The organism is Pseudomonas sp. PS02303 (assembly GCF_029959925.1).
GTDB lineage: Bacteria > Pseudomonadota > Gammaproteobacteria > Pseudomonadales > Pseudomonadaceae > Aquipseudomonas > Aquipseudomonas mandelii.
In genome coordinates, this window is the sequence record NZ_JASCOM010000098.1 from 1 (window position 1) to 21,689 (window position 21,689).

The 21,689-nt window shown below is 60.4% G+C and carries 24 protein-coding genes; 8 read left to right on the top strand and 16 right to left on the bottom strand.

Annotated elements, in window-relative coordinates; all coding sequences use genetic code 11:
• Positions 1 to 99: 99 nt before the first annotated feature.
• From QMX98_RS19920 to pcsA, 4 genes are all read right to left on the bottom strand, one after another.
• Positions 100 to 1,026, bottom strand: a complete 927-nt coding sequence (locus QMX98_RS19920; protein ID WP_282411290.1) for a universal stress protein — start codon at positions 1,024 to 1,026, stop codon at positions 100 to 102.
• A gap of 91 nt (positions 1,027 to 1,117) precedes the next feature.
• Positions 1,118 to 1,576: a GNAT family N-acetyltransferase gene (locus tag QMX98_RS19925; protein WP_282411291.1), complete on the bottom strand. Its 459-nt coding sequence runs from the start codon at positions 1,574 to 1,576 to the stop codon at positions 1,118 to 1,120.
• Positions 1,577 to 1,706: 130 nt separating this feature from the next.
• Positions 1,707 to 2,093, bottom strand: a complete 387-nt coding sequence (locus QMX98_RS19930) for a DUF488 family protein (RefSeq protein WP_010455492.1) — start codon at positions 2,091 to 2,093, stop codon at positions 1,707 to 1,709.
• 6 nt (positions 2,094 to 2,099) lie between these two features.
• Entirely contained in the window at positions 2,100 to 2,822 is a 723-nt protein-coding gene (gene pcsA, locus QMX98_RS19935; protein WP_010455490.1) for a phosphatidylcholine synthase, read from the bottom strand.
• A 399-nt stretch (positions 2,823 to 3,221) separates the two neighbouring features.
• Between pcsA and QMX98_RS19940 the strand changes: the two genes are divergently transcribed.
• Entirely contained in the window at positions 3,222 to 3,944 is a 723-nt protein-coding gene (locus QMX98_RS19940; protein ID WP_077749100.1) for a tellurite resistance TerB family protein, read from the top strand.
• Between the two features lie 123 nt (positions 3,945 to 4,067).
• On the opposite strand, the gene QMX98_RS19945 is transcribed toward QMX98_RS19940, so the two are convergent.
• Entirely contained in the window at positions 4,068 to 4,508 is a 441-nt protein-coding gene (locus QMX98_RS19945) for a cupin domain-containing protein (protein ID WP_282411292.1), read from the bottom strand.
• Positions 4,509 to 4,700: 192 nt separating this feature from the next.
• On the opposite strand from QMX98_RS19945, the gene QMX98_RS19950 reads away from it, so the two are divergent.
• Genes QMX98_RS19950 through ligD form a run of 3 tightly spaced genes read left to right on the top strand, consistent with a single transcriptional unit; the run spans position 4,701 to position 9,685 of the window.
• Positions 4,701 to 6,086 (top strand): iron-containing redox enzyme family protein, encoded by a 1,386-nt coding sequence (locus QMX98_RS19950; protein ID WP_282411293.1) that lies wholly within the window; start codon positions 4,701 to 4,703, stop codon positions 6,084 to 6,086.
• A 9-nt stretch (positions 6,087 to 6,095) separates the two neighbouring features.
• On the top strand, positions 6,096 to 7,088 hold the full coding sequence (locus QMX98_RS19955) for a class I SAM-dependent methyltransferase (RefSeq protein WP_282411294.1): 993 nt from the start codon (positions 6,096 to 6,098) through the stop codon (positions 7,086 to 7,088).
• A complete protein-coding gene (gene ligD, locus QMX98_RS19960) occupies positions 7,085 to 9,685 on the top strand; it encodes a DNA ligase D (protein WP_282411295.1) in 2,601 nt (866 codons plus the stop codon). The genes QMX98_RS19955 and ligD overlap by 4 nt, the downstream gene beginning before the upstream one ends.
• Before the next feature lie 33 nt (positions 9,686 to 9,718).
• Here ligD and QMX98_RS19965 read toward each other — a convergent pair whose 3' ends face one another.
• The 6 genes from QMX98_RS19965 to QMX98_RS19990 form a co-directional block, all read right to left on the bottom strand.
• The gene (locus QMX98_RS19965; RefSeq protein ID WP_282411296.1) at positions 9,719 to 10,393 is read right to left on the bottom strand and encodes a DUF3313 domain-containing protein; all 675 of its coding nucleotides are present in this window, start codon (positions 10,391 to 10,393) and stop codon (positions 9,719 to 9,721) included.
• 48 nt (positions 10,394 to 10,441) lie between these two features.
• Entirely contained in the window at positions 10,442 to 11,710 is a 1,269-nt protein-coding gene (locus QMX98_RS19970; RefSeq protein ID WP_282411297.1) for an outer membrane protein transport protein, read from the bottom strand.
• A 68-nt stretch (positions 11,711 to 11,778) separates the two neighbouring features.
• On the bottom strand, positions 11,779 to 13,395 hold the full coding sequence (locus tag QMX98_RS19975) for an arylsulfatase (RefSeq protein ID WP_010455475.1): 1,617 nt from the start codon (positions 13,393 to 13,395) through the stop codon (positions 11,779 to 11,781).
• Positions 13,396 to 13,602: 207 nt separating this feature from the next.
• Entirely contained in the window at positions 13,603 to 14,142 is a 540-nt protein-coding gene (locus tag QMX98_RS19980) for an HD domain-containing protein (RefSeq protein ID WP_282411298.1), read from the bottom strand.
• An 11-nt stretch (positions 14,143 to 14,153) separates the two neighbouring features.
• Complete coding sequence (locus QMX98_RS19985) at positions 14,154 to 14,555, bottom strand: hypothetical protein (protein WP_010455472.1); 402 nt, start codon at positions 14,553 to 14,555, stop codon at positions 14,154 to 14,156.
• Positions 14,556 to 14,587: 32 nt separating this feature from the next.
• Complete coding sequence (locus QMX98_RS19990; RefSeq protein ID WP_010455470.1) at positions 14,588 to 15,157, bottom strand: Rrf2 family transcriptional regulator; 570 nt, start codon at positions 15,155 to 15,157, stop codon at positions 14,588 to 14,590.
• A gap of 257 nt (positions 15,158 to 15,414) precedes the next feature.
• Between QMX98_RS19990 and QMX98_RS19995 the strand changes: the two genes are divergently transcribed.
• Positions 15,415 to 16,620 carry an NAD(P)/FAD-dependent oxidoreductase gene (locus QMX98_RS19995; protein WP_102595027.1) on the top strand — a complete coding sequence of 402 codons (1,206 nt, stop codon included), beginning with the start codon at positions 15,415 to 15,417 and terminating at the stop codon, positions 16,618 to 16,620.
• Between the two features lie 72 nt (positions 16,621 to 16,692).
• Here the strand turns inward: QMX98_RS19995 and QMX98_RS20000 are convergent, their stop codons facing one another.
• The 3 genes from QMX98_RS20000 to QMX98_RS20010 form a co-directional block, all read right to left on the bottom strand.
• A complete protein-coding gene (locus tag QMX98_RS20000) occupies positions 16,693 to 17,124 on the bottom strand; it encodes a nuclear transport factor 2 family protein (RefSeq protein WP_282411299.1) in 432 nt (143 codons plus the stop codon).
• A 146-nt stretch (positions 17,125 to 17,270) separates the two neighbouring features.
• A complete protein-coding gene (grxC, locus tag QMX98_RS20005; protein WP_010455465.1) occupies positions 17,271 to 17,522 on the bottom strand; it encodes a glutaredoxin 3 in 252 nt (83 codons plus the stop codon).
• Positions 17,523 to 17,552: 30 nt separating this feature from the next.
• Positions 17,553 to 18,071 carry a carboxymuconolactone decarboxylase family protein gene (locus QMX98_RS20010; RefSeq protein ID WP_282411300.1) on the bottom strand — a complete coding sequence of 173 codons (519 nt, stop codon included), beginning with the start codon at positions 18,069 to 18,071 and terminating at the stop codon, positions 17,553 to 17,555.
• Positions 18,072 to 18,207: 136 nt separating this feature from the next.
• On the opposite strand from QMX98_RS20010, the gene QMX98_RS20015 reads away from it, so the two are divergent.
• The 3 genes from QMX98_RS20015 to QMX98_RS20025 all read left to right on the top strand — a co-directional run bounded on the left by QMX98_RS20015 (position 18,208) and on the right by QMX98_RS20025 (position 21,116).
• Entirely contained in the window at positions 18,208 to 19,038 is an 831-nt protein-coding gene (locus QMX98_RS20015; RefSeq protein WP_077749113.1) for an AraC family transcriptional regulator, read from the top strand.
• 189 nt (positions 19,039 to 19,227) lie between these two features.
• Positions 19,228 to 20,448, top strand: coding sequence for a helix-turn-helix domain-containing protein (locus QMX98_RS20020; protein ID WP_282411301.1), 1,221 nt, complete (start codon positions 19,228 to 19,230; stop codon positions 20,446 to 20,448).
• Positions 20,449 to 20,483: 35 nt separating this feature from the next.
• Positions 20,484 to 21,116, top strand: coding sequence for a PQQ-binding-like beta-propeller repeat protein (locus QMX98_RS20025; RefSeq protein WP_010455457.1), 633 nt, complete (start codon positions 20,484 to 20,486; stop codon positions 21,114 to 21,116).
• A gap of 2 nt (positions 21,117 to 21,118) precedes the next feature.
• Here the strand turns inward: QMX98_RS20025 and QMX98_RS20030 are convergent, their stop codons facing one another.
• Positions 21,119 to 21,388, bottom strand: a complete 270-nt coding sequence (locus QMX98_RS20030; protein WP_282411302.1) for a hypothetical protein — start codon at positions 21,386 to 21,388, stop codon at positions 21,119 to 21,121.
• A partial coding sequence (locus QMX98_RS20035; protein WP_282411303.1) for a hypothetical protein occupies positions 21,385 to 21,689 on the bottom strand: 305 nt, incomplete at its 5' end. The genes QMX98_RS20030 and QMX98_RS20035, both read right to left, overlap by 4 nt.

Here is a 21,689-nt window from a genome sequence, read left to right on the forward strand (position 1 = left end):
CGCGAAGACGGAGCGTCAGGCAACATCGTGGTCGACTGATACTCCGTCTTCGCGGGCAAGCCTCGCTCCTACAGGGGATGCGGTGTTTTGTAGAGGGAGTTACTCATCCACCCGCTCGGTGTACACCACCCACACACTGCAGGGCATTTTGTACAGCAGGTGTTCCACTGTGCTGCCGATCAACCGGCCCAGACCGCGATGGCCGACCCGGCCCATGACGATCACGTCGACGTCGTAGGCGTCGACATAGCGGGTCAGGACCTTGGCCGGGTTTCCCATGATCATGTGCCGCTGCTCGGGCGCGATGCCGTTGCGCTCGGCCAATTCGTTGAAGGCGTCCTCCTGGTAGTCGAACAGGGTCTTGGCCTTGCCGGAATTGAAAAACGCCGAGCCGTTGTCAAAGCCGAACTCGTCTGCGCTGATCGAGGAAAGGTCATAGGCGTAGACCACGTCCAGCTCGGCGTTACAGGCACTCGCCAGCTTCGACGCTTCGTGCAGGATCCGGTCATTGAACGTTTTGTAGTGATCATCGCGATGAAAAGGATCGACCGCCGCGACAACCTTGCGTGGCAGGGCGTGAACGGCATGGCTGACAAAATGCAGCGGCACCGGGCATTCACGCAGCAAATGCACGTCGAGCGGGGTAAACAACAACCGCGACAGCAGTGATTCGTGCTCCAGCGCCTTGATCAGCACGTCCATCGGCTGCTCTTTGAGGTGAATCAGGATTTCTTCCAGCGGGCGTTCGACCCACGCCACCTCGGTGGTGACGTGGACGCCGATCTTGCGCAGGGGACGGGCCTGTTCTTCGAGCCACTGGCGGTGTCGATCGACGTAGCCCAGACGCATTTGTTCCAAGGCCTTTTCGTTGACCAGGCTGGCGGTGGCCAGGCCTTCCAGGTAATCGAACGCCACGATGTGCAACGCCGCATCTTCAGCCTTGGCCAGCGCCGCGGCTCTGTCGAAGGCGGGGCTGTGTTCCATCAGTGGCGAGGCGACCAGCATGAAGTGTGATTGACCAGACATGTCGAACCTCCCGCGTCGTTCAATCCCCTAAGTATTGACCATGATCGACCTCCCGTCCGTCAGACCGGCGCAGGTTGGGTGGGCGTGGCAGTCAGAGGGAGGTCAGTCGCCGTTCCATGATGATCGTGCGATCGGCTCCGTGGAATTCGTCGCGGACTTTTCGAAAGCCCAGCTTGAAGTAGAAGGCTTCTGCGGTGATGGAGGAGGGGACGCGCAAGACCTCGATTTTGGCTTCGGCGGCGATGGACTCGATCGTGGCCATCAATTGCCTCCCGAGGCCGCGTCCTTGTTGAGTAGGGTCGACAAAGACGCTGCGCACTACATCGCGATCAAGGCTGGCCGTGGCCACGATATGACTGTCGATCATTGCGACGAAGACCTGGCGTTGGGTCAGCAGCGTGCGAATAGACTCGGTGGAAAAGCTTTTTTCCACCTGCTCGATGATGTCGGGTGGGTAGTCCAGGGCATTGGACTGGCGCAGCGACTGGATGATGACCTGGCTGATGGCGGACGCGTCAGCTGCGGTGGCGGGCCGTATTTGCGGTTTCATGGTGCTACCTCAGTCCTTTGAACATCCAATTCCCCTGTGGGGGCGAGCCTGCTCGCGATGGCTGAGTGTCAGTCGACATCTACATCGGCTGGAAAGCAGTCATCGCTAGCAGGCTAGCTCCCACAGGGATCTAGGCAATCTGTGCGCCGCGTGCTGCCAGCAACTCCCGCAACACAGAACGATGGCAATGCGCTTCATCCTCGCAATAACACCCAACCGCCAGCGCGGTTTGATGGGAGAGGGCGGCCAGCAGATCCAGCAGTTGACTGGGCGCCGGGTGGTTCATTTCCGCCTTGAACTTGCGCCGAAAGGCCTCCCAGGCTTTGTCATCGGTGGCCGCTTTGGCTTCGGCCACCAGTTCCGCACTCGGCGACAGCAGTGGCTGCCACACATCATAAAAGTCCCGACGGGCGAACTCGGCCTTCGGTACACCACGAGGGGGGCGGCGTACCGTGCCGATCCGCAACCCTTCATCAGGCAGGCGCGGCGAGCCGAGTCGAACGATATGGATGGCCATGCTGCGTTACTTTTGGCGCGATCCGTCGAACCACTCCATGGCGGTGCGCCAGATGCAGATCCCCAGGAAGTAAGCCGACATCAGCAGCCAAAGCCCCATGACCATCGGGTTGATGACCGGGTGATTGACCACCAGCGACAAGCTGCACAGCAGCCAGATGGCGGTCACGGCAATGTTGATCGGCATGAACTTGCGCACGCGAAACGGGTGCAGGAACTTCATGCGGGTCACGGTCAGCAAGGCCAGGCCAATGATCGTCAGGAAGGTAATCCACGGCGACGGGGCAATGATGTACAGGCACAGGGCCACGACGTTCCAGGCGGCGGGGAAGCCCTGGAAGTAATTGTCTTTGCTTTTCATGTTGACGTTGCAGAAGCAAAACAGCGACGAAACCAGAATCAGCGACACGGTCAGCAGCAGCGTGTAGTCCGGCAAGGGGATGTAGCGATAGATGAACAGCGCGGGGATGAACACATACGTCAAGTAGTCGATCACCAGATCGAGAATCGATCCATCGAAACTCGGCAACACCGACTGCACATTGACCTTGCGTGCCAGGGCACCGTCCAGCCCATCGACGATCAGGGCCACGCCCAGCCACAGCAGGCAGTTGGTGGCCTGGTTTTCCAGCAAGGCGAGGGTGGCGAGGAAGGCAGTGACCACGCCGGTGGCGGTAAAACCATGGGCGCCCCATGCTTTGAGTCTGGCGATGTGTAGGGTGGATATCACGGGGGGCGTTCTCCAGATAGATGAAGCAAGCCAGTCATCACCCTCATGATCAAGGGCGGCGGCAAACCGGTTCGGTTGCAGGTATCGACCGGAAATCCGGGAATAAGGTTCACCGCCAGTAAATCTTAGCTGGGCCGGCAAAAAATACTTTGGATTAATCTGCAGTGCTGTTCACTGAACACTGGCACACAGGCTTACCCTTTTTTGTGGCGAGGGAGCTTGCTCCCGCCGGGCTGCGTAGCGGCCCCAAAAAAATGTGGCAGCAATGCCGCTTTTTGTGAGTGCTACGCACTCAAGCGGGAGCAAGCGCCCTCGCCACAGGCCAAACGGTAATGGCGCATTTGCCGGCGAGGACTATTGTTGCCTGACCGGGTCACTCCCATCGATGAGGACGTCGTCATGAACACCAGCGATTTGCTCGAACAACTCCTGCGGGCCGGCCAGGGCTCCAGGGAGCGACAGGGTGGCGCATCTGCCCAGGGCGGCATCGACGGCGGTCTGGGCGGGTTGCTTGGCGGCTTGTTGGGCGGTGGCGGTGGTTCAGCCATGGGCGGGGGCGGATTGGGTGGTTTGCTCGGTGGCCTGCTCGGCGGCGGCTCACCGCTGGGCGGCTCGACCCGCACCCGCTCAAGTGGCGGCACCAACTATGCGGCCCTGGCTTCGCTCGGGATGATGGCCTTCCAGGCGTATCAGGCGTGGCAACGCAGTCAGGCGGCTGCGCCGCAACAGGCACCGCGCACCGTAGACCTTTTGTCCGGCCCGGAAGTCGAGGAGCACAGCCATGCTGTGCTGCGGGCGTTGATTGCTGCAGCGAAGGCCGATGGCCGGATCGACGACGCCGAGAAACAGATGATCAGTACCGAACTGGGCCGTCACACCGACGACCCGCAATTGCAGCAATGGCTGGATGACGAAGTGGCCCGGCCGCTGGATGCCGCCGATGTGGCGCAGTCGGCGACGGATCCTGGCATGGCGTCAGAGATGTACCTGGCCAGCGTGATGCTGGTGGACGATCAGCAGGATGCCGAGCGCAACTATCTGGATGAGCTGGCGGCGGCGCTGAAGATTGACCCTGAGCTGCAAGTGCATCTGGAGCAGCAGGCCAAGGGTGGTGCGGTTTAGGGGCCCGTTAAACCGGGTTGTCTTTCACGCCGCCTTCGTTAGCAGGCCAGCGCCCACAGTGGATTTGCGGTGTGCGCAAGGTCCCTGTGGGCGCTAGCCTGCTAGCGAAGAACGATAACGCGGTCAAACTGCCGGTTTGGGCACCAGGAAAATAACCCCGTACGCTTCGGCAATCTCCAGTATCCGCGGTAAATCCTCCGGCACCCTTAATTGATCCACCGCCGCAAAAAACTGCCCGCCTCGCGGATCCGACACCACGCCAATCATCTTCGCGGTAGGGCTGATGTTCTTGTAGGCATGAATCGAACCCCCGGGGATATGCACATACCCCCCGGCCGAGACGGTGGTGGACTTGCCCTCCACGGTCACTTCGACCTGGCCGTCGACCACATAGAACGCCTCGTCCCACGGATGAAAGTGCAGCGGCGGCCCACCGCCTTGCACGCCTTCCTGGATATGCATCTCAAAGGGCTTGCTGAGGTCGCCGCCCGCGAGGATGGTGATCGCCTCGCCCACGACATTTACGGGTGTCGGCGATTGCTCGATGACGTGCACCGTTCGCATGATTGCTCTCCGAAGATGACCCCGCACCCGCTGATTATAGGCCGCGTGCACCGGGCGGGCGGTGCTGCACAGGTCCGTCCGTCAGGGCGATTTCAACGTCGATTGAATTTTTCTCCGGGCAAATCGCTCTGCTGATGTAGAGACGTGTTGATTCAACGTCCTGCCACTGGCCTTAGACCGAGAGATGCGCCCATGACTGCCCTGACACGACTTGAATCGCGGCCCGCCCACGAACACCCGATCCCGGCCGCCGGGAGCCTTAAACAAGCCTATGAACACCTGCTGCTGGGCGTCGACCCTGAGCAACGGCGCGCACTCGCACGAAGCTTTCTCGAAGTGCAGCTGGAACACGCCACCCACTTGCCTCAAGAAATGCCAACGGACCTGTCGGCCCTGCAATCGTTCGTCGAACACCACAGCGTCGACGTTGCCCGCCAATACGCCGACTACCTGCAACAACGCAAAGAAGGCGGGCCCCGGCAGTTTTTCACTAACAAGGCCCACGCGCTGTTTTTCCTGCAAGCCGTGGCCCCGACCAAACTGGTCGACGGCGCCTGGTTGTACGGCCTGCTGCGTCAGTGGCGCGACCCGCGTTTTGAAGGGCTGATCTGCACCTATCTGGAAGAGCTCGGCGACGGCAACCCGGCGCAGAATCATGTGGTGATCTACCGCAAGCTGCTCGCCGAGCATGGTCTGCAAGACCCTGGGGTGATCGCCGACGAGCATTACCTGCAGGGCGCGATACAACTGGCGCTGGGCGAATCCGCCGACGAGTTTTTGCCGGAGGTGATCGGCTACAACCTGGGCTACGAACAGCTGCCGTTGCACCTGCTGATCAGCGCCTATGAACTCAGCGAATTGGGCATCGATCCGTATTACTTCACCCTGCACGTGACCATCGACAACGCCAGCACCGGCCACGCACAAAAAGCCGTGCAGTCGGTGCTGCAACTGCTGCCGGTGGAAGGCGATCGCGAAGACTTTCTGCGTCGGGTCGCGCTGGGTTATCGACTCAATGATCTGGGGCAGGGCAGTCGCGCGATCATCGAGTCGTTCGACCTCGACGCCGAGCTGCTCAACATGCTTGAGCGCAAGCGTCCGTTCGGCCAGCACATGCATTCCGACTACTGCCGTTTTGAAGGCAAGACCGTCAACCAGTGGCTGTCCGCGCCGGAGCAGTTGCCAGGGTTCCTTGCCGCCATGGAAAAAAAGGGTTGGATCAAGCGCGGACAGGATCCTCAGGCCAGTCGCTTCTGGCAGTTGATCGAGGGGGATGGTGCCGCCATGTTCGGCGTATTCAGCCCCTATGAAAAACAGCTGCTGCATGACTGGATTGCCGGCAACTGGGCGCCTGAGCGCTCAGCCACAGCGGTTCGCCGGGGCACGAGTGTCGCGACAGAACCGCCAGTGCCCGACAACGACCCGGATATCCAGAGCCTGCAAACCTCGCTGGAGGGGCTTGCCGCACACGAGCAGATGCCCGTGCTGATCCCGTGGTTGTCGGCCCATCGGCATTCCCATCCGGCCGGCCTGATGGCCACGCGACGGTTCATCGAACTCAAATCCAGCCTGCGATAGGAGCACGGCATGAATCAGGAAGAACAACTGGGCGCTGCCGATCTGGCGCTGGTGCAGCTGGGGCGCCGTTTGCAGGCTGATGGTTACCGGTTTATCACCCCGACGCCGCTCACGCACCAGCGGGTCAACGACCGTGCCTTTGGGCAAAACGCCCGGACCTTGCGCGACGTGTTCGGCTGGTCGCGCGCATTCGAACCGGGCCTGCTGTCGACCGATGAACAGCGGCAGTTGCAGGAGGCGGGCGTGCTGCAAGAAAGCAACGGCCGACTGAAAAGCCGTGTGCGCTGGTCCAGCCTCGATGATTTGCTGTTCGTGCACTCGGGGTTTCCCACCGACGCGGCGGACGCGGTGTTTTTCGGACCGGACAGCTACCGGTTTGCGCAGCTGATCCACGCTCATCTTCAACAATCCTTCGCGCCGATCCGGCGCGCCGTCGACATTGGTTGCGGCGCGGGTGTCGGGGCGATTGTGATTGCCCGCGCACGCCGTGAAGCCGAGGTGCTGGCCGTCGATATCAATCCCGCGGCGCTGCGTTTGACGGCGGTCAACGCGGCCCTGGCGGAAGTCGCTAACGTCACGGTCGAGGCCAGCGATGTGCTGCAGGACGTCGACGGCCAGTTCGACCTGATCGTCGCCAACCCGCCTTACATGGCCGACCCCACCGAGCGCGCTTACCGGCATGGTGGCGGCGCTCTCGGTGCGCAGTTATCGTTGCGCATTGTCGAGCAGGCATTGCTTCGACTGGCGCCCGGTGGCTCTTTGGTGCTGTACACCGGGGTGGCAATGATCGATGGCCAGGATCCGTTTCTTGAGGCACTGACCCCGCGCCTTGAATCGCCGATGTTCGGCTGGACCTATCGCGAACTCGATCCCGATGTGTTCGGTGAAGAGTTGCTGACGCCCGGCTATCAACGGGTGGAGCGGATTGCGGTCGTGGCCTTGATCGTCACGCGCATCGGCCCCGGCATTGGGGGACGCGTCGAGCCAACAGGTGCGCCATGAACAAGAATCTGGACGATTACAACCGCATGCGCGATTTTTCGGCGACCTCTGAACCCGCCGCGAAACGTTCAGGCAAGAAAACTGCGAAAGACCATGCCTTGCAGTTCTGTATCCAGAAGCACGATGCCTCGCGATTGCACTATGACTTTCGCCTGGAACTCGATGGCGCACTGAAAAGCTGGGCCGTGCCGAAAGGCCCCTCGCTAGACCCCAAGGTCAAGCGCCTGGCGGTCCACGTTGAAGACCATCCGATCGATTACGCCACGTTCGAGGGCAGCATTCCCGAAGGGCATTACGGTGCCGGCGATGTGATTGTCTGGGACCGGGGCGTGTGGATCCCCCAGGAAGATCCGGCCAAGGCCTATGCCAAAGGCAAGCTCAAGTTCGAGCTGCAAGGCGAGAAACTCGGCGGCTTGTGGAACCTGGTTCGCACGCACATGCCGGGCAAGCAGGAGCAGTGGTTTCTGATCAAGCATCAGGACAGCGCGGCGAAACCCGAGAGTGATTACGATGTGGTCGCCGCCGAGCCCGACAGCGTGCTCAGTGACCGCACCATTGTCCCCAAAAAGGCCAAGACCGCCGCCAAGCCCAAACCGGTGAAGAAGCCGGCGCGCAAGGTCGCGGCTAAACAGCAGTCTGCGCAACTCACCGGGGCTCACAAGGCCAAGCTGCCCGACCAGCTCAAACCGGAATTGGCGACGCTAGTGGAAAAAGCCCCGCCGGGCGAGTGGAGCTATGAGATCAAGTTCGACGGCTACCGGATCATGGCGCGCATCGACCACGACGAGGTGAAACTCTTCACCCGCAACGGCCACGACTGGACCCACAAACTGCCGAAACAGGCCGAGGCGCTGGCCGCTCTGGGCCTGGAGTCGGCCTGGCTCGACGGTGAGATGGTGGTGGCTAACGAGCAGGGCGTGCCGGACTTTCAGGCGCTGCAAAATGCCTTTGAATCCAATCGCAGCGGCAACATCCTTTATTACCTGTTCGACATGCCTTACCTCAATGGCGTGGACCTGCGCGAGGTGCCGGTCGAGGAGCGGCGGGTCGCGCTGGCAACGGTGCTCAAACCCAATAAAGATCCTTTGCTGCGCTTCTCCGACGCGTTCGGCGAGGAGCCGGAAGCCTTGCTCAACAGTGCCTGCCAAATGCAGATGGAAGGGCTGATCGGCAAGCGCCTGGGGTCGCCTTATGTGTCGCGGCGCAGCAGTGACTGGATCAAGCTCAAGTGCAAACATCGGCAGGAATTCGTCGTGGTCGGGTTCACCGATCCCCAAGGTGCGCGCAATGCCTTCGGCGCGTTGCTGTTGGGATTGCATGACCGGGACAGTGGCGAGTTGCGCTACGCTGGCAAGGTCGGCACCGGTTTCAACGAGACCACGCTCAAGCATATTTATGAACAGCTCAAACCGTTGCAGGTGAAAAAACCGGCGGTGGTCAATCCGCCGACCGGTTTCGACGCCAAGGGGGTGCATTGGCTCAAACCGGTGTTGCTCGCCGAAGTCGCGTTCGCCGAGATGACCAAGGACGGGTCGGTGCGCCATGCCGTATTCCATGGCTTGCGCGATGACAAGCCCGCCGAAGACATCACCGAGGAGCGTGCGAAAGCCGTGAAAGCCCAGACCAGCAGGAAATCCGCCGCTGACAAACCGGCCACCGCGACGAAAAAGAAAACGGCCAAGGCAGCGCCCGCGCCCTCACAAGTCGGTCTTGGCGACGGCAAAGTGCGCATCACCCACCCGGACCGTGTGATCGATGCGAGCAGCGGCACCACCAAAGTGCAGCTGGCGGAGTATTACGCCAGCGTCGCCGAATGGATTCTGCCCGAGCTCAAGGATCGGCCGGTGGCGCTGGTGCGCGCCCCGGACGGGATCGCCGGCGAGCTGTTCTTTCAGAAAAACGCCGAGCGCCTGGCCATTCCGGGCATTACCACGCTGGACAAGGACGTCACTGGCCAACCGGTGATGATCATCAACAACGCCGAAGCGCTGATTGGCGCCGTGCAGATGAGCACGGTGGAACTGCACACCTGGAACGCTACCACGGAGAATCTCGACAAACCTGACCGCTTCGTTCTCGACCTCGACCCGGACCCGGCGCTGCCGTGGAAAAGCATGGTCGAGGCGACTCAGCTGACGCTGTCGGTGCTGGATGAACTGGGGCTCAAGGCCTTCCTCAAGACCAGCGGCGGCAAGGGGATTCACCTGGTGGTGCCGCTGACCCGCAAGCACGGTTGGGACGAGGTGAAGGACTTCAGCCACGCAATTGTCAGCCACATGGCGAAGTTGCTGCCGGAGCGCTTTTCGGCGGTGTCAGGGCCGAAGAATCGCGTCGGGCGGATCTTCATCGATTACCTGCGCAATGGACTGGGTGCCACTACCATCTGCGCCTATGCCGCCCGCACCCGCGAAGGGTTGCCGGTGTCAGTACCGATTTTTCGGGAAGAGGTGGCAGAGCTCAAGGGCGGTAATCAGTGGAATATCCACAACGTGCAGGAACGACTGACTGAAGTGGGTGATGAACCTTGGGCAGACTTGAAGAAAACCCGGCAAACCATCACCGCCGACATGCGTCGGCGGGTCGGAATGAAAAAATAGCGTCTTGGTTAGTCGCGCTCTTTGCAGCTGCCGCTACCGGACAAACGCCTGCAAATCGCTGGTCAGTTTGTCGATCGCCACTTTGAAGTCTTTGGCGGTGATTTCCTGGCTGGCATTGGACAGCGTGCTGCCGAAGACTTTGCGCACGACTTTGGCCACGGTCTGGTTGGTGCTGGCGTCTTTAAACTCGGCCTCGATGAACAACGTGGAGTCCTGATCCCGATGCCCGCTGGCAGCGGAAACACCACCGACAACGGCCGCGACAGGCACCACTTCATACCATCTCATGCCTTCGTTTTCGGCATTCACCCCGGTGATCGCCGCGCGCATGATCAGTTTTTTTGAACCGCCCGGCGCTGATTGTTCGCTCGATACCACGCGGTATTTCTGCCCCAACACACCTTTGACCTTGCTGGTCATGTAGTTCTGCAGTTCATCCAGGGTTTGCCGATTGACCCGCTCGGTCGGCTTGGGCGCCGGATAGAGCTCCAGTTTGTTGAAGACCACGGTGTCGTAGGCGTTTGGATTCCAGGACGGGCTCACCCAGCGCATCGCGGTTTCGCCGCTGGTGGTGGTGACTTGCTGCAAGTTGTTGTAGTCGGTAAGGAAGCCCGAGTACTGGTCTTTTTCCGTGACTTTCGAGGTGCAGCCCCCGAGTAGCAGACTGGTCAATGCGACGCCGATGAATAATTTCCGGGACAGGTTCATTGTGGTGTGTGCTCCATGGGGGTTGTATTTTTTTTTCGATTGCAGGCATCAAAAACGCCAGGTCATGTTTCCGGTCACCGCTTGAATCCAGGCATTGTCGAATTGACCGGAAGTTCGAGTGCCCGACGTGGACTTGGTCTGGTCCACCGGCATGTCGCCAAGCCAGACCATGGCCCAGCTGACGTTAATGTCGGTGACCTTGTTCAGAGCATAGGTGGCCCCAGCCGCAACGCGCCAGGATTCGTCCATGGGCACGGTAAATGTGCGGTTGCCGTCGGAAACGGCGCTGCTGTCGTAAGCCACGCCGAAATTCCACAACAGCTGCGGGGTGGCCTGGTACTGCGCGCCCAGGGCCAGTTGCCAGGTGTCTTTGAAATGGGCGTCGACGGTGGTCGATTGTGAACCGACTGCGGTGGTGTCGACTTGCACCGCGATATCGCCGAACTCGGACCAGTCCTGCCAGTTGACGGAGGCGAGCAAGGCCCATCGCGGGTCGAGTTGCTGGAACAGGCTCAGGGTCGCAGTTTGCGGCACGGTCATGTCGAGTTGGGTATTGGTGTTGTTGACGCGCTCCAGCAAACGGCCGTCGCCTTTCACATCCAGCCGGTCTTCGAAGTCCAGATCGACCTTGCTGGTGTAGGCCAGGCCAATACGGGTGCCGGGTTGCGGGGCGTAGATCACCCCCACATTCGCCCCAAAACCCCAATCGTTGTCTTTGTACTTGAACTGGCCGTCGCTGCGGTCGGTGAAGCCAAAGGGTGAACGATCGATCGCGGTTTGCGCTTGCAGCATGCCGTACATGGCTTTCACACCGACGCCCACCGACCATTGATCATCGAAGCGATACGCCACGCTGGGCACAAACGACAAACCGGCGAGGCTGACGTTCTGCGCAAAATAGCGCCCGGACCAGTCGTTGTCGTAGTTGGCCGCCAACCCGAAGTCGCCGTAATTGCCGAAACCGACGCTCCAGTGGTCATCGAATTGATGGCTGATGAAAAAGCTGCCGCCGGGAATCGGGTCGAAGGCATTGCCACTGCCGTTGCCCGTGCCGTTGGTGTTTGAGTCACGATCAAAGCTCAGGTCGCCGTAGAGCACCTGCAATCCGCCGGTAATTTGCGTACCTGGCAGATAACTCATGCCCGCCGGATTGCTGGCGATGGTGGAAGGGCCTTGTGCACGGGCGGCGGCACCGGAGTTGGCAAGCCCCACGTTATCGGTGCCGATTTCATAGAGCATGATGCCGCCGGCCTGGGCCTGCTGGCAGCACAGCGCAAACAGGGTGAAGGCGGGTAGGACGGCTGTTTTTAATTGCATGGATCACCTCAGCGGATGTCCGTCATGAACGCGGGTGGCTGGCAGCCGCCACCCGTGTATTCGCCTGTCTACTTGGCCATGGCCGCCCGGGCCGCTTCGATCCTGGCTTTGACCGCTTCCAGGTTGAAGCTCGCGCCTTTTTGCATGGGTGGGAACTCAACCGCCGTTTCAGCCAGTTTGACCACCTGCTGCTGTACAAACACAAAGCGCCAGAACTGGAACTTGAACCACTCGAAGTACTCCAGTGAGCCACTGGCTGCCATGTTTTCCGGCCACCCGGCGCGTTCGAACGGGTCGAGCCGCAGGTTGGTCAGGACCGGCATGTCCAGCGTGACCTTAGCCCCCAGCCAGCCACCGGGCTGATCGATGAAGCGGTACTTGAAGTCATCGATACGGATCGCACCCAGCGTACTTTCGCCGAAGTAGAAAACTTCATGCCGGTTCGACGGACCTTTACCGGTGATCATCGGTGTCTGGTCATAGCCATCGAGGTGGACCTTGTACGTTCTGTCGCCCAGTTGCTTGCCCTTGAGCAGTTCGGTGGCGATGTTCGGGTTGCCAGCGGCGGCAACGAGGGTCGGGAACCAGTCCAGGCCGGACATGATGCCGTTGGCCACGGTGTTGGCCGGTACGTTGCCAGGCCAGCGGACGATCGCCGGAACCCTGAAGCCACCCTCCATCACGGTGCCTTTGCCCATGGCAAACGGTGTGGTGCCGCCATCCGGCCAGGTGAAGTTTTCCGCGCCGTTGTCGGTGGTGAAAATCACGATGGTGTTGTCATCCATGCCGTCTTTTTTCAGCTTGGCCATGACGTCGCCGACGATGTCATCGAGCTGCGCCATGCCGGCTTCCTGCTCCGACCAGCCATTCTGCGAATTGCGCATCGCTTCGTACTTGTCGGACAGGTGCGTGACGATGTGCATGCGGGTCGGGTTCAGCCACAGGAAGAACGGTTTGTTATCGGTCTTGGCCTTGTCGATGAAGGTGAAAGCCTTGTCGCGGATTTCGTCGTCGACGGTTTTCATCCGCTCGGGATAGAGCGTACCGGCGTCTTCGATTTTCTGTTTGCCGACCTTGCCCCAGCGCGGCATCACCGTCGTATCGTCGGTGGTGGTCGCCCAGCTGTGGACCATGTTGCGCGGGCCAACGGTGGCCAGAAGTTCTTGCGGATAATTGGGGTGTGCCGGGTCTTCCATGGCGTCGAGGTGATAGAGGTAACCGAAGAACTCGTCGAACCCGTGCGCGGTGGGCAGAAATTCGTTCAAGTCGCCCAGATGGTTTTTGCCAAACTGGCCAGTGGAGTAACCCATGGCCTTGAGCGCGGTGGCAATGGTGACCGCTTCAGCGGGAATACCGACAGGTGAGCCGGCCTGGCCGACCGTGGTCATGCCGGTACGGATCGGCAGTTCACCGGTAATGAAATTGGCACGCCCGGCGGTGCAACTGGCTTCGGCGTAGTAGTCGGTAAAGCGCATGCCTTCAGCAGCGAGCTGGTCGAGGTTGGGGGTCCGGCCGGCCATCATGCCCTGGTTGTAGACGCCGATATTGGACCAGCCAATATCGTCGCCCATGATGACCACGATGTTGGGGGCGGGTTTGTCGGCCGCTTGGGTGATGCCGGGTAGAACCATTGCAGACAACAACATTGAAACAGCAAACAACCGGGTTAATTGTGTCTGGTTCATGAGCAGCTCCTGCGTACTGGTAAGTACCGAAGTCAGGCCCCCCGACCTTTTTTAAATGGGTATCCCCCGAAAGAGCGTAGGTATGAACTGGGAAATATCCAGTAGTAATTGACAGTGATGGGCAGCTGTCTCATGAGCTTTACAGCGTGGTCGGCGATGGCCGGATTCAACTGATCTTTTCGCACCAATCCCTGCCCGTCGACCCCATCACCAGCGAAACATTGGCAGCGGTTTGAGCGGGGAGCGCAGGAATTGCCGTGCGGTTTGCCGGAGCAGCATCCCGTGAAAACCATGATTGGGCAGTACCGACTTCACCGTTTTGATGTAGGCCCGCGGCAGGCCGAACGTCAGCAGGCCGAGCGACACATCAATGATATCGGCGCGTCGGAAGGGCTCGACGCTGAGCGCATGGTCGGCAGCGTAGGACCGCACTTTGTGGTGTTCCAGGATCAGTGCCGTCACTTCGCCGCTCAAGTGCGACAGTTGCCGATTGGCGAGGTAGTCGGTGGCCAGGCGCACCGAGGGTTCCAGGTAATCAATGGTTTGATCGGTCCAGATGCCCAGGTCGTGAAACGCCCCGGCGATCTGCACGGCTTCGGAGGGCAGGCCTTCAATGCCGCTGATCGCGCGGTAGAAGTTCAGCACCCGGTAAATGTGATTGCGATAACCCAACAAATCGGCACCGATCGCCAGGGCGTAGGACGTCAGTATTTCGTCGGTCACGGGTAATTCGAGAAGAGGATTCATCGGTACGGACCTCACGCGTCGCGCAACAGGTCATTGGCGTTGAGGATCTCGAAGGCGATCTCTGGGCGTTTCTCCAGGCTGCGGCGAATCGCGGCGGGGATCGACTGGCGGGTCTTGCGGCACAAGCCCGGCAACTCGCCGAGGGTGATGCCGATGCCGCGCATGGTACGCACTTCATTGAAGCTGGGGACGATGTCCACGCGGATGCCCAGTTGTGCGTACATGCGGTTTTGCAAGCGTTCGAGGTCAGCCAGGCTTTCCAGGTTTTCCAGACGATCGAGCAGACGCTTTTCTTCCTGTCGGGTCAGAAACAGGATGCGCACGTCCGCGCCCGGTGTTTCCAGCAACGGGTCTCGCCCGCAGATGCAGGCGCCGGGCGGGCAGGGTGAGCGGATCGGAGCAGAGGTCGTCATGGGCCTTAATATAGAGCGCCCCAGACGAATCGTCAGTCGGAAATATCGGTCACCGGGATGATCTGTTCGCCGTCGGGCTGAGTGCCGGTCACCGTTTTCCTTTCCCGACGATCATTGATCCAGTTGTCCACCTGGGCGCCGAACTCGGCCGGGGCTTTACGTCCGACCCTGCGGGCAAGGTCGAGAATGGTCTGCTGGGCGAGGGCGTCTTCCATGCGTTGCTGCGCGGTCATCATGACGGCGTGAACCGAGCAATGACCTTCCACTGCCCACGTCGGCGGGGAGCCTTCAAACAACGCGCAACGCCCACGGATATCACGGCAATCGAAGATGAGCTTCTGGCCATCAATGGCGTTAACGATGTCCAGCACGCTGATTTCGTCCGCCGGCCGCGCCAGCTTGAACCCGCCGCGCACACCCTCGGTCGCGACCACCAGTTTGGCCTTGGCCAGTTTGGTGAAAATTTTGGCCAGGTAGTCCAGCGGCACGCCTTGCAGCTCAGCGAGGTCGCGCACGCTTGCCTCACGGCTGTCGCCGTAATCGCCCACCAGAAAAAGCAGGCAGTGAATGCCGTACTCAACGCCCGCGCTGTAGAGAGACATGGTTATCTCCGACTGAAAGAGTCGCCAATGTTACCAGCCGGTTGTCAGGGGTGCAACGAAGCATCGGCGCGGCCTTGATCGCCTGTCTGTCCTGTGCTGCATATGGATAGAAGCTTGTGTCTGGATTTTCGAGGTATCTGAATGTGTGATGATAACCATCGATAGAAGGTTGTTGCGTCCTGTAACTCGGATCACTATAGTCGCCGTTGTCAGCTCGGCGACGAGTTCAGTCTTTGGTCTTCTTCGGAGTTAAAACAATGAAACAGCACATTCTGGTCATCGGCGCAGGTTTCGGTGGCATGTGGACGGCATTGAGCGCCACGCGCCTGTTGGACATCCATGATCACAACCACGTAGACGTCACGGTACTGGCGCCTCAGGCCGAGCTGCGGGTGCGTCCACGCTTCTACGAGCCGAATGCTCATCAACTGGCGGCACCCCTTGGCGACCTGTTCGATGCCGTCGGTGTGAAGTTCATCAAGGGCGCAGCGCAATCCATCGACGTGCAGCAAAAACAAGTCGGCTACACCGATGCATCGGGTACCGAACAGGTGTGCAGCTACGACAAACTCGTTCTGGCCACCGGCAGCGGTCTCGCGTTGCCCAACACTCCGGGCGTGGCCCAACACGCCTTTGACGTGGACCAGATTGAACAGGCGATACGCCTGGAAAACCATCTGAAATCCCTGGCCAACCTGCCGCAAAGTAAAGCTCGAAACACCGTGGTTGTGGCCGGTGGCGGCTTTACCGGGATTGAAACGGCGACTGAAATGCCGGCGCGTCTGCGGGCCATCCTCGGCGAGGACGCTGACATTGAAGTGATCATTGTCGATCGCGGTGAAAAAGTCGGGGCGTCCATGGGCAGCGAAATCAGCCAGTCGATCGCCGAAGCCAGCACTGAGCTGGGCGTGAAATGGCGCTTGAAGTCGTCGGTCGTTGCTGTCGATGAGAACGGTGTGACCCTGGCCGATGGCCAACGCATCGACGCCAAGACTGTGGTCTGGACCACCGGGGTGCGGGCAAGCTCGCTGACCGAGCAGATCCCGGCCGAACGCGACCACCTCGGTCGCCTGCACGTTGACGCCCACCTGAAAGTCATCGGTCAGGACGACATCTTTGCCACCGGTGATGTGGCTTATGCCGCCGCGGATGACATCGGCAACTACGCCATGATGACCTGCCAACACGCGATCTCGCTGGGGCGTCATGCCGGCAACAACGTCGCTGCGCAAATCCTGGGCGTGTCGCCGAAGGCGTACAGCCAGCCCAAGTACGTTACCTGTCTGGATCTGGGTGCGTGGGGCGCGGTGTACACCGAGGGTTGGGATCGTCAGGTGAAACTGGTCAAGGAGGAAGGCAAATCGCTGAAGACCCAGATCAATACGGTGTGGATCTATCCGCCGGCCGCTGACCGCGCAACTGCGCTGGCGGCTGCGGACCCGATGATTCCGGTTGTGGCCTGATAAGCAGCTGGCTCAATGAGGCTGCCTGTATGAAAAATCCCGCTCAAGTCACCTTGGGCGGGATTTTTTTATTCAGATGCGGAAGGCTTGCCGGCCTACCAGCAACCATTTACCGGATTTCTTTTGCCAGATCTGGAAGTTTTCGATTTCAGTCGGGACCACCTCGGTGCCCTTGATCGCCTGTGCCGAAAAATGATGACGAACCAGCGCTAAATCACCCGAGACGGTGATGGTCTGGTTCTGCATTTCCAGGGTTTTGAAAGCGCTCTTGCCCGTTTCGATATCGGCAATGAAGTCTTTCTTGTCCTGGACCTTGCCGCTCGAGTGGCCGTAGGTCAGGTTTTCAGCGGTGAGCGCTTTCAGTTCGGGGATGTTCTTGTTGAGCATGGCTTGCGTCAGATGGTCCACCGCCTGCGCCACATCCTTCTCGCCCGGAGCAGGGGCTGCCATCACGTAGCCACTGAAGAGGCACAGAAAACCTATCAGCACTTTCACTTTTTTCATGGGTAGTTCCTTGTTGTTATGAATGACTCATCGGTCATCGTACAACCTAGCGGAAATTTAATGAATAGTGGCAAAACGACGTGGCAAGACTTCTATGGGCTGATAGAAGTCTTGCCGGTTAAAGGGAGGGGGGTTGGATTGCAGCTTCAGGCCAGCATCGATAGCAGGGCACCTTGACGGTCCAGTTTGGCCAGGTCGTCGAAGCCTCCGACATGGGTGTCACCGATGAATATCTGCGGCACGCTGCGGCGACCGCTGCGGGTGAGCATTTCCTGGAATTTTCCGGGGTCCGATTGAACATTGATCTCTTGGCTGGCGATGCCTTTGCTGGCCAGCAGCGCCTTGGCATTGCGGCAATAAGGGCAGGTGTCGGTGGTGTAAAGCGTCACAGTGCTCATGGGGTGTACTCCTCGGGTCAGACATCCGCCTCAAGCATCGATGGCAGGGAAGTCGATGTCGGTCAGGGCCAGGTTGTTGAGGTAGTTGGTCAGCGTCTGCGAGGCAATGTGGGCGACCACCTCGATGATCTTGGCATCGGTGATGCCGGCTGCACGCGCCGCTTCAATCTGCTCGTTACTCAGGTGGCCGCGACTTTCGGTGATTTGCCGGGCCAGCGTGGCAAATGCGTTGAGTTGGCCGTGTCGAGCACTGACGATGTCTTGCGCGGACAGCCCGGCCTTGCCGGCAAATACGGTGTGCGCCGCCAGGCAGTAGTCGCAACCGTTGACCTGCGAAGTGGCCAGGAAGATCGCTTCTTTTTCAGGGGCGCTCAGGGATGTTTTGCCCAGGGCCATCGATTGTTGCAGATAGGCCGACAGGACGGCGGGGGCATGGGCCAGCGTCTTGAAGACGTTGGGCAAGAAGCCGATTTTTTTCTGCACGCCTTCCAGCAGCGGGCGAGTGGTGTCGGTGGCTTGTTCAAGGTTCAGGGGGGCGATGCGGCTCATGTTGAGACTCCGTCGATTCAAGCGCGGTATGCGCTGGGTACGGGGTCCATGCTATGGATCTGCGCTGGCGTTGAGGGTGCAAATCGTCGAGGATATGCGACAGATCGTCCAGATATGTTCCCCGGGGAGTCGTTCCATGGATCGCTTGTCCACCTTGCTCACGCATTTCGGTGTCAGTGCCGGCACTTTCCACAGTGGCGATTTTTGCGGCGTCACGTCCTTCGATGGCGAACAGGCCACCGGGCACCTGCATTTGCTTCAGGCTGGCGAACTGACGCTCAAACTGGCTGATGAGCGAGTCCTGCAGCTCAATGAACCGACGCTGATTTTTTTTCCGCGACCTTATCGTCACCGCTTGTTCGCCAGCGAAGCGTCGGGCACTCAATTGGTGTGCGCCTCTCTGGAGTTCGACGGTGGGGCGGGCAACGCCCTGGCGGCCGCGCTGCCTGAATACCTGGTGCTCAAACTCGATAGCATTCCGACCCTGGCCGGCACGCTGGACTGGCTGTTCAGCGAGGCGTTTGGCGGCATTTGTGGTCGCGAAGCGATGATGGATCGGCTGTTCGAACTGCTGGTGATTCAGTTGTTGCGGCACATCCTGACCAGCCGTGACCAGACGCCCGGGATGATGGCCGGTCTCGCCGACCCACGCCTGGCGCGCCCCTTGAGCCTGATGCACGACGCGCCCGGCAAGGCCTGGACCGTGGCCGAACTGTCGGCGGCAGCCAATATGTCCCGGGCCAGTTTCGCCGACTACTTTCGCTCGGTGGTGGGGCAGACGCCGGTCGACTATCTGGTGAGCTGGCGGATCAGCCTGGCGCAGAAACGCTTGCGTGAGGGCAAGTCCATCGCGCTGATCGCCGATGAAGTCGGCTACGAAAGCCCCTCGGCGCTGGCCCGGGCGTTTCGTCGTAAAACCGGTGCCAGCCCGCGCGAGTGGCTGCAAGACGCCAAACGTCCGCGGTGACCACCCCCGTCGATCAAGCACATTCCCTGTAGGAGCGAGCCTGCTCGCGAAAGCGCTGGGTCAGTCGCCATCGATGTTGGATGTGCCGGCCTCTTCGCGAGCAGGCTCGCTCCCACAGGTTGGGTGGGCGTGAGATAGACTCATCTACGGGCACCGAACCGTGGGAGTGACACCTGTGGCGCAATTCAAATGGACTCACTGATCACCGCCGCAGCGCACGCACTCGCGGCGGGCGATCCCCTCGGTGCGCTGAACCGTGTTGCCTTGCGCGACGATGCCCCTGCGCTGGCGCTTCGCGGCATCGCCATGGCGCAATTGGGCGATCTGGTCCGGGCCAAGGCGTTGGTGCGCAGCGCCGCACGTGCCTTCGGTCCGAAAGCGCCTGTGGCCCGGGCGCGGTGCGTGGTCGCCGAGGCCGAAATCGCCCTGGCTTCACGGGATCTCGGCTGGCCGGTGAAGGCGCTCGAAGCGGCGCGAGTGACCTTGCAGGCGCATGGCGATGGCGCGAATGCGGCCCATGCACGGTATTTGCAGGTTCGACGTTTGTTGTTGATCGGGCGTCTGGATGAGGTCGACCGTTTGCTCGCCGAGCTCGACCCCGCACCGCTGCCGCCGGCATTGCGCGTCGTTCATGAATTAGTGGTGGCCGGGATCGCCGTGCGGCGACTCGAAACAAGAAGGGCGCGGTCTGCGCTCGAAAGGGCCGAACGTGCGGCCTCAGACGCCGGTATTCCCGCGCTCACCGCCGAGGTTGAACACGCCGCCCAAGTGCTCGACACGCCCGCTGCGCGACTGATTGCCCGGGGTGAAGAACGCCCCCTGCGGCTGGATGGGGTGGAAGCATTGCTGAGTTCACCGTCTCTGGTCGTCGACGCGTGCCGATACGGCGTGCGCGGCGCGGGGATGTCGGTGTCCCTGGCCAAACGACCGGTGTTGTTCACCCTCGTGCGGGCGTTGGCCGAAGCCTGGCCCGAGGATGTGGCGCGGGAAACACTGATCACCCAGGCCTTTCGCCAGAAGCTCACCGATGAATCCCATCGCGCCAGACTGCGCGTCGAAATCGGTCGGCTTCGCAAAGCACTGAAACCCCTGGCCGGTATCAGTGCGACGAAACGCGGGTTTGCGCTGCAACCAGAGAGTGCTGATGACGTTGTCGTACTGGCGTGGCCCGTCGAAGAGCCCCAGTCGGCGCTGCTGGCCTTCCTGGCCGACGGCGAATCGTGGTCGAGTTCGGCGCTGGCCCTGGCGCTGAAGGCCAGTCAACGCACGGTGCAACGGGCCCTCGATTCGCTGGCAACCGCTGGCAAAGTGCAATCGTTTGGTCGCGGGCGCGCCCGGCGCTGGATGACGCCGCCGCTGTCTGGATTCGCGACGACTTTGTTACTCACAGCTTGGGTGCCGGGTGACTAGGATCCATCCCACCACCCAATGAAGAGGATGCAACCATGAAGCAATCATCTGCCGAGATCATCCACGAATACGGACCCTTTCCGGGCGTCGACGCCGTGCATGGCGTTTCTTATGACGGCGAGCACGTCTGGTTCGCCTCCGGAGAAAAACTCAACGCCCTCGACCCTGTAAGCGGTAAGACGCCTCGTTCCATCGATGTCGCCGCGCATGCCGGAACAGCCTTTGACGGCCGGCACCTGTACCAGATCGCCGAGGATCGCATTCAGAAGATTGATCCTTCGAATGGTCGTGTACTCGGCACCATTCCGGCGCCCGGCGGTGGGGGTGACTCAGGGCTCGCCTGGGCTGAAGGCACGCTTTGGGTGGGCCAGTATCGCGAACGCAAGATCCATCAAATCGACCCCGACACCGGCAAGATTCTTCGCACGATCGAGTCCAACCGTTTCGTCACCGGGGTGACCTGGGTTGAAGGCGCGCTCTGGCACGGCACTTGGGAAGGTGAGGAAGGTGAATTGCGGCGAGTAGACCCGAACACCGGCGAGGTGCTGGAAAGCCTCACATTACCAACCGGTGTCGGCGTGTCAGGGCTTGAGTCCGACGGTGCTGACCGATTTTTTTGCGGCGGAGGCAATAGTGGCAAGGTGAGGGCCGTTCGTCGGCCCGCCTGATCCTAAAACGTGAACTGACGCGAAGACCGAGGTGCGCTCTGGGCCAATTCGATCTCCAGCAGGTGTTCAACCAACACGTCATTGAGGAACCGGAATTGATCGTTGAGCCCGACCACTTCATTGTTGAAGTGGTTAGCGGCTGCCGGTATCAGCAATGCCTCGAAGTTTTTGTCGAACACCAGTGACAGCTCTTTGCGAGAGACGAATGGCTGCGAATAGAAGTTGCTGCCGAACACCGGGAAGCTTACGCAAAGGGTAATGGCGTGGATCATGATCTGCGCTCCTTGGCGAGGACGATGTAGGAAAAGACAGTCAGCGTAACGGCCGTCAGGGCCAGGCAGGTCAGCAGATGGATCAACATGATTTTCCCCTCCGGTGTGGGCTTTTGCCTTGGGATGGGTTGATCCTGCGCCTGGCGGTTTTTTAGCGGAAGGCAATCGTCGCGATGGTGAGTATCGACGCCGTTGATGGTGATCTTCAGGGCCCCATCGCGAGCAGGCGCGCTCCCACAGGGATTGGCGTCGTTCGCAAGCCTGTGTTTCACCACAGACCACTGTGGGAGCGAGCCTGCTC

Bases quoted from the DNA above. Each gene is read 5' to 3' on its own strand.
- QMX98_RS19920 (WP_282411290.1), bottom strand. From the start codon at position 1,026: ATGTCTGGTCAATCACACTTCATGCTGGTCGCCTCGCCACTGATGGAA.
- QMX98_RS19925 (WP_282411291.1), bottom strand. From the start codon at position 1,576: ATGAAACCGCAAATACGGCCCGCCACCGCAGCTGACGCGTCCGCCATC.
- QMX98_RS19930 (WP_010455492.1), bottom strand. From the start codon at position 2,093: ATGGCCATCCATATCGTTCGACTCGGCTCGCCGCGCCTGCCTGATGAA.
- QMX98_RS19940 (WP_077749100.1), top strand. From the start codon at position 3,222: ATGAACACCAGCGATTTGCTCGAACAACTCCTGCGGGCCGGCCAGGGC.
- QMX98_RS19945 (WP_282411292.1), bottom strand. From the start codon at position 4,508: ATGCGAACGGTGCACGTCATCGAGCAATCGCCGACACCCGTAAATGTC.
- QMX98_RS19950 (WP_282411293.1), top strand. From the start codon at position 4,701: ATGACTGCCCTGACACGACTTGAATCGCGGCCCGCCCACGAACACCCG.
- QMX98_RS19955 (WP_282411294.1), top strand. From the start codon at position 6,096: ATGAATCAGGAAGAACAACTGGGCGCTGCCGATCTGGCGCTGGTGCAG.
- ligD (WP_282411295.1), top strand. From the start codon at position 7,085: ATGAACAAGAATCTGGACGATTACAACCGCATGCGCGATTTTTCGGCG.
- QMX98_RS19965 (WP_282411296.1), bottom strand. From the start codon at position 10,393: ATGAACCTGTCCCGGAAATTATTCATCGGCGTCGCATTGACCAGTCTG.
- QMX98_RS19970 (WP_282411297.1), bottom strand. From the start codon at position 11,710: ATGCAATTAAAAACAGCCGTCCTACCCGCCTTCACCCTGTTTGCGCTG.
- QMX98_RS19975 (WP_010455475.1), bottom strand. From the start codon at position 13,395: ATGAACCAGACACAATTAACCCGGTTGTTTGCTGTTTCAATGTTGTTG.
- QMX98_RS19980 (WP_282411298.1), bottom strand. From the start codon at position 14,142: ATGAATCCTCTTCTCGAATTACCCGTGACCGACGAAATACTGACGTCC.
- QMX98_RS19985 (WP_010455472.1), bottom strand. From the start codon at position 14,555: ATGACGACCTCTGCTCCGATCCGCTCACCCTGCCCGCCCGGCGCCTGC.
- QMX98_RS19990 (WP_010455470.1), bottom strand. From the start codon at position 15,157: ATGTCTCTCTACAGCGCGGGCGTTGAGTACGGCATTCACTGCCTGCTT.
- QMX98_RS19995 (WP_102595027.1), top strand. From the start codon at position 15,415: ATGAAACAGCACATTCTGGTCATCGGCGCAGGTTTCGGTGGCATGTGG.
- QMX98_RS20000 (WP_282411299.1), bottom strand. From the start codon at position 17,124: ATGAAAAAAGTGAAAGTGCTGATAGGTTTTCTGTGCCTCTTCAGTGGC.
- grxC (WP_010455465.1), bottom strand. From the start codon at position 17,522: ATGAGCACTGTGACGCTTTACACCACCGACACCTGCCCTTATTGCCGC.
- QMX98_RS20010 (WP_282411300.1), bottom strand. From the start codon at position 18,071: ATGAGCCGCATCGCCCCCCTGAACCTTGAACAAGCCACCGACACCACT.
- QMX98_RS20015 (WP_077749113.1), top strand. From the start codon at position 18,208: ATGGATCGCTTGTCCACCTTGCTCACGCATTTCGGTGTCAGTGCCGGC.
- QMX98_RS20020 (WP_282411301.1), top strand. From the start codon at position 19,228: ATGGACTCACTGATCACCGCCGCAGCGCACGCACTCGCGGCGGGCGAT.
- QMX98_RS20025 (WP_010455457.1), top strand. From the start codon at position 20,484: ATGAAGCAATCATCTGCCGAGATCATCCACGAATACGGACCCTTTCCG.
- QMX98_RS20030 (WP_282411302.1), bottom strand. From the start codon at position 21,388: ATGATCCACGCCATTACCCTTTGCGTAAGCTTCCCGGTGTTCGGCAGC.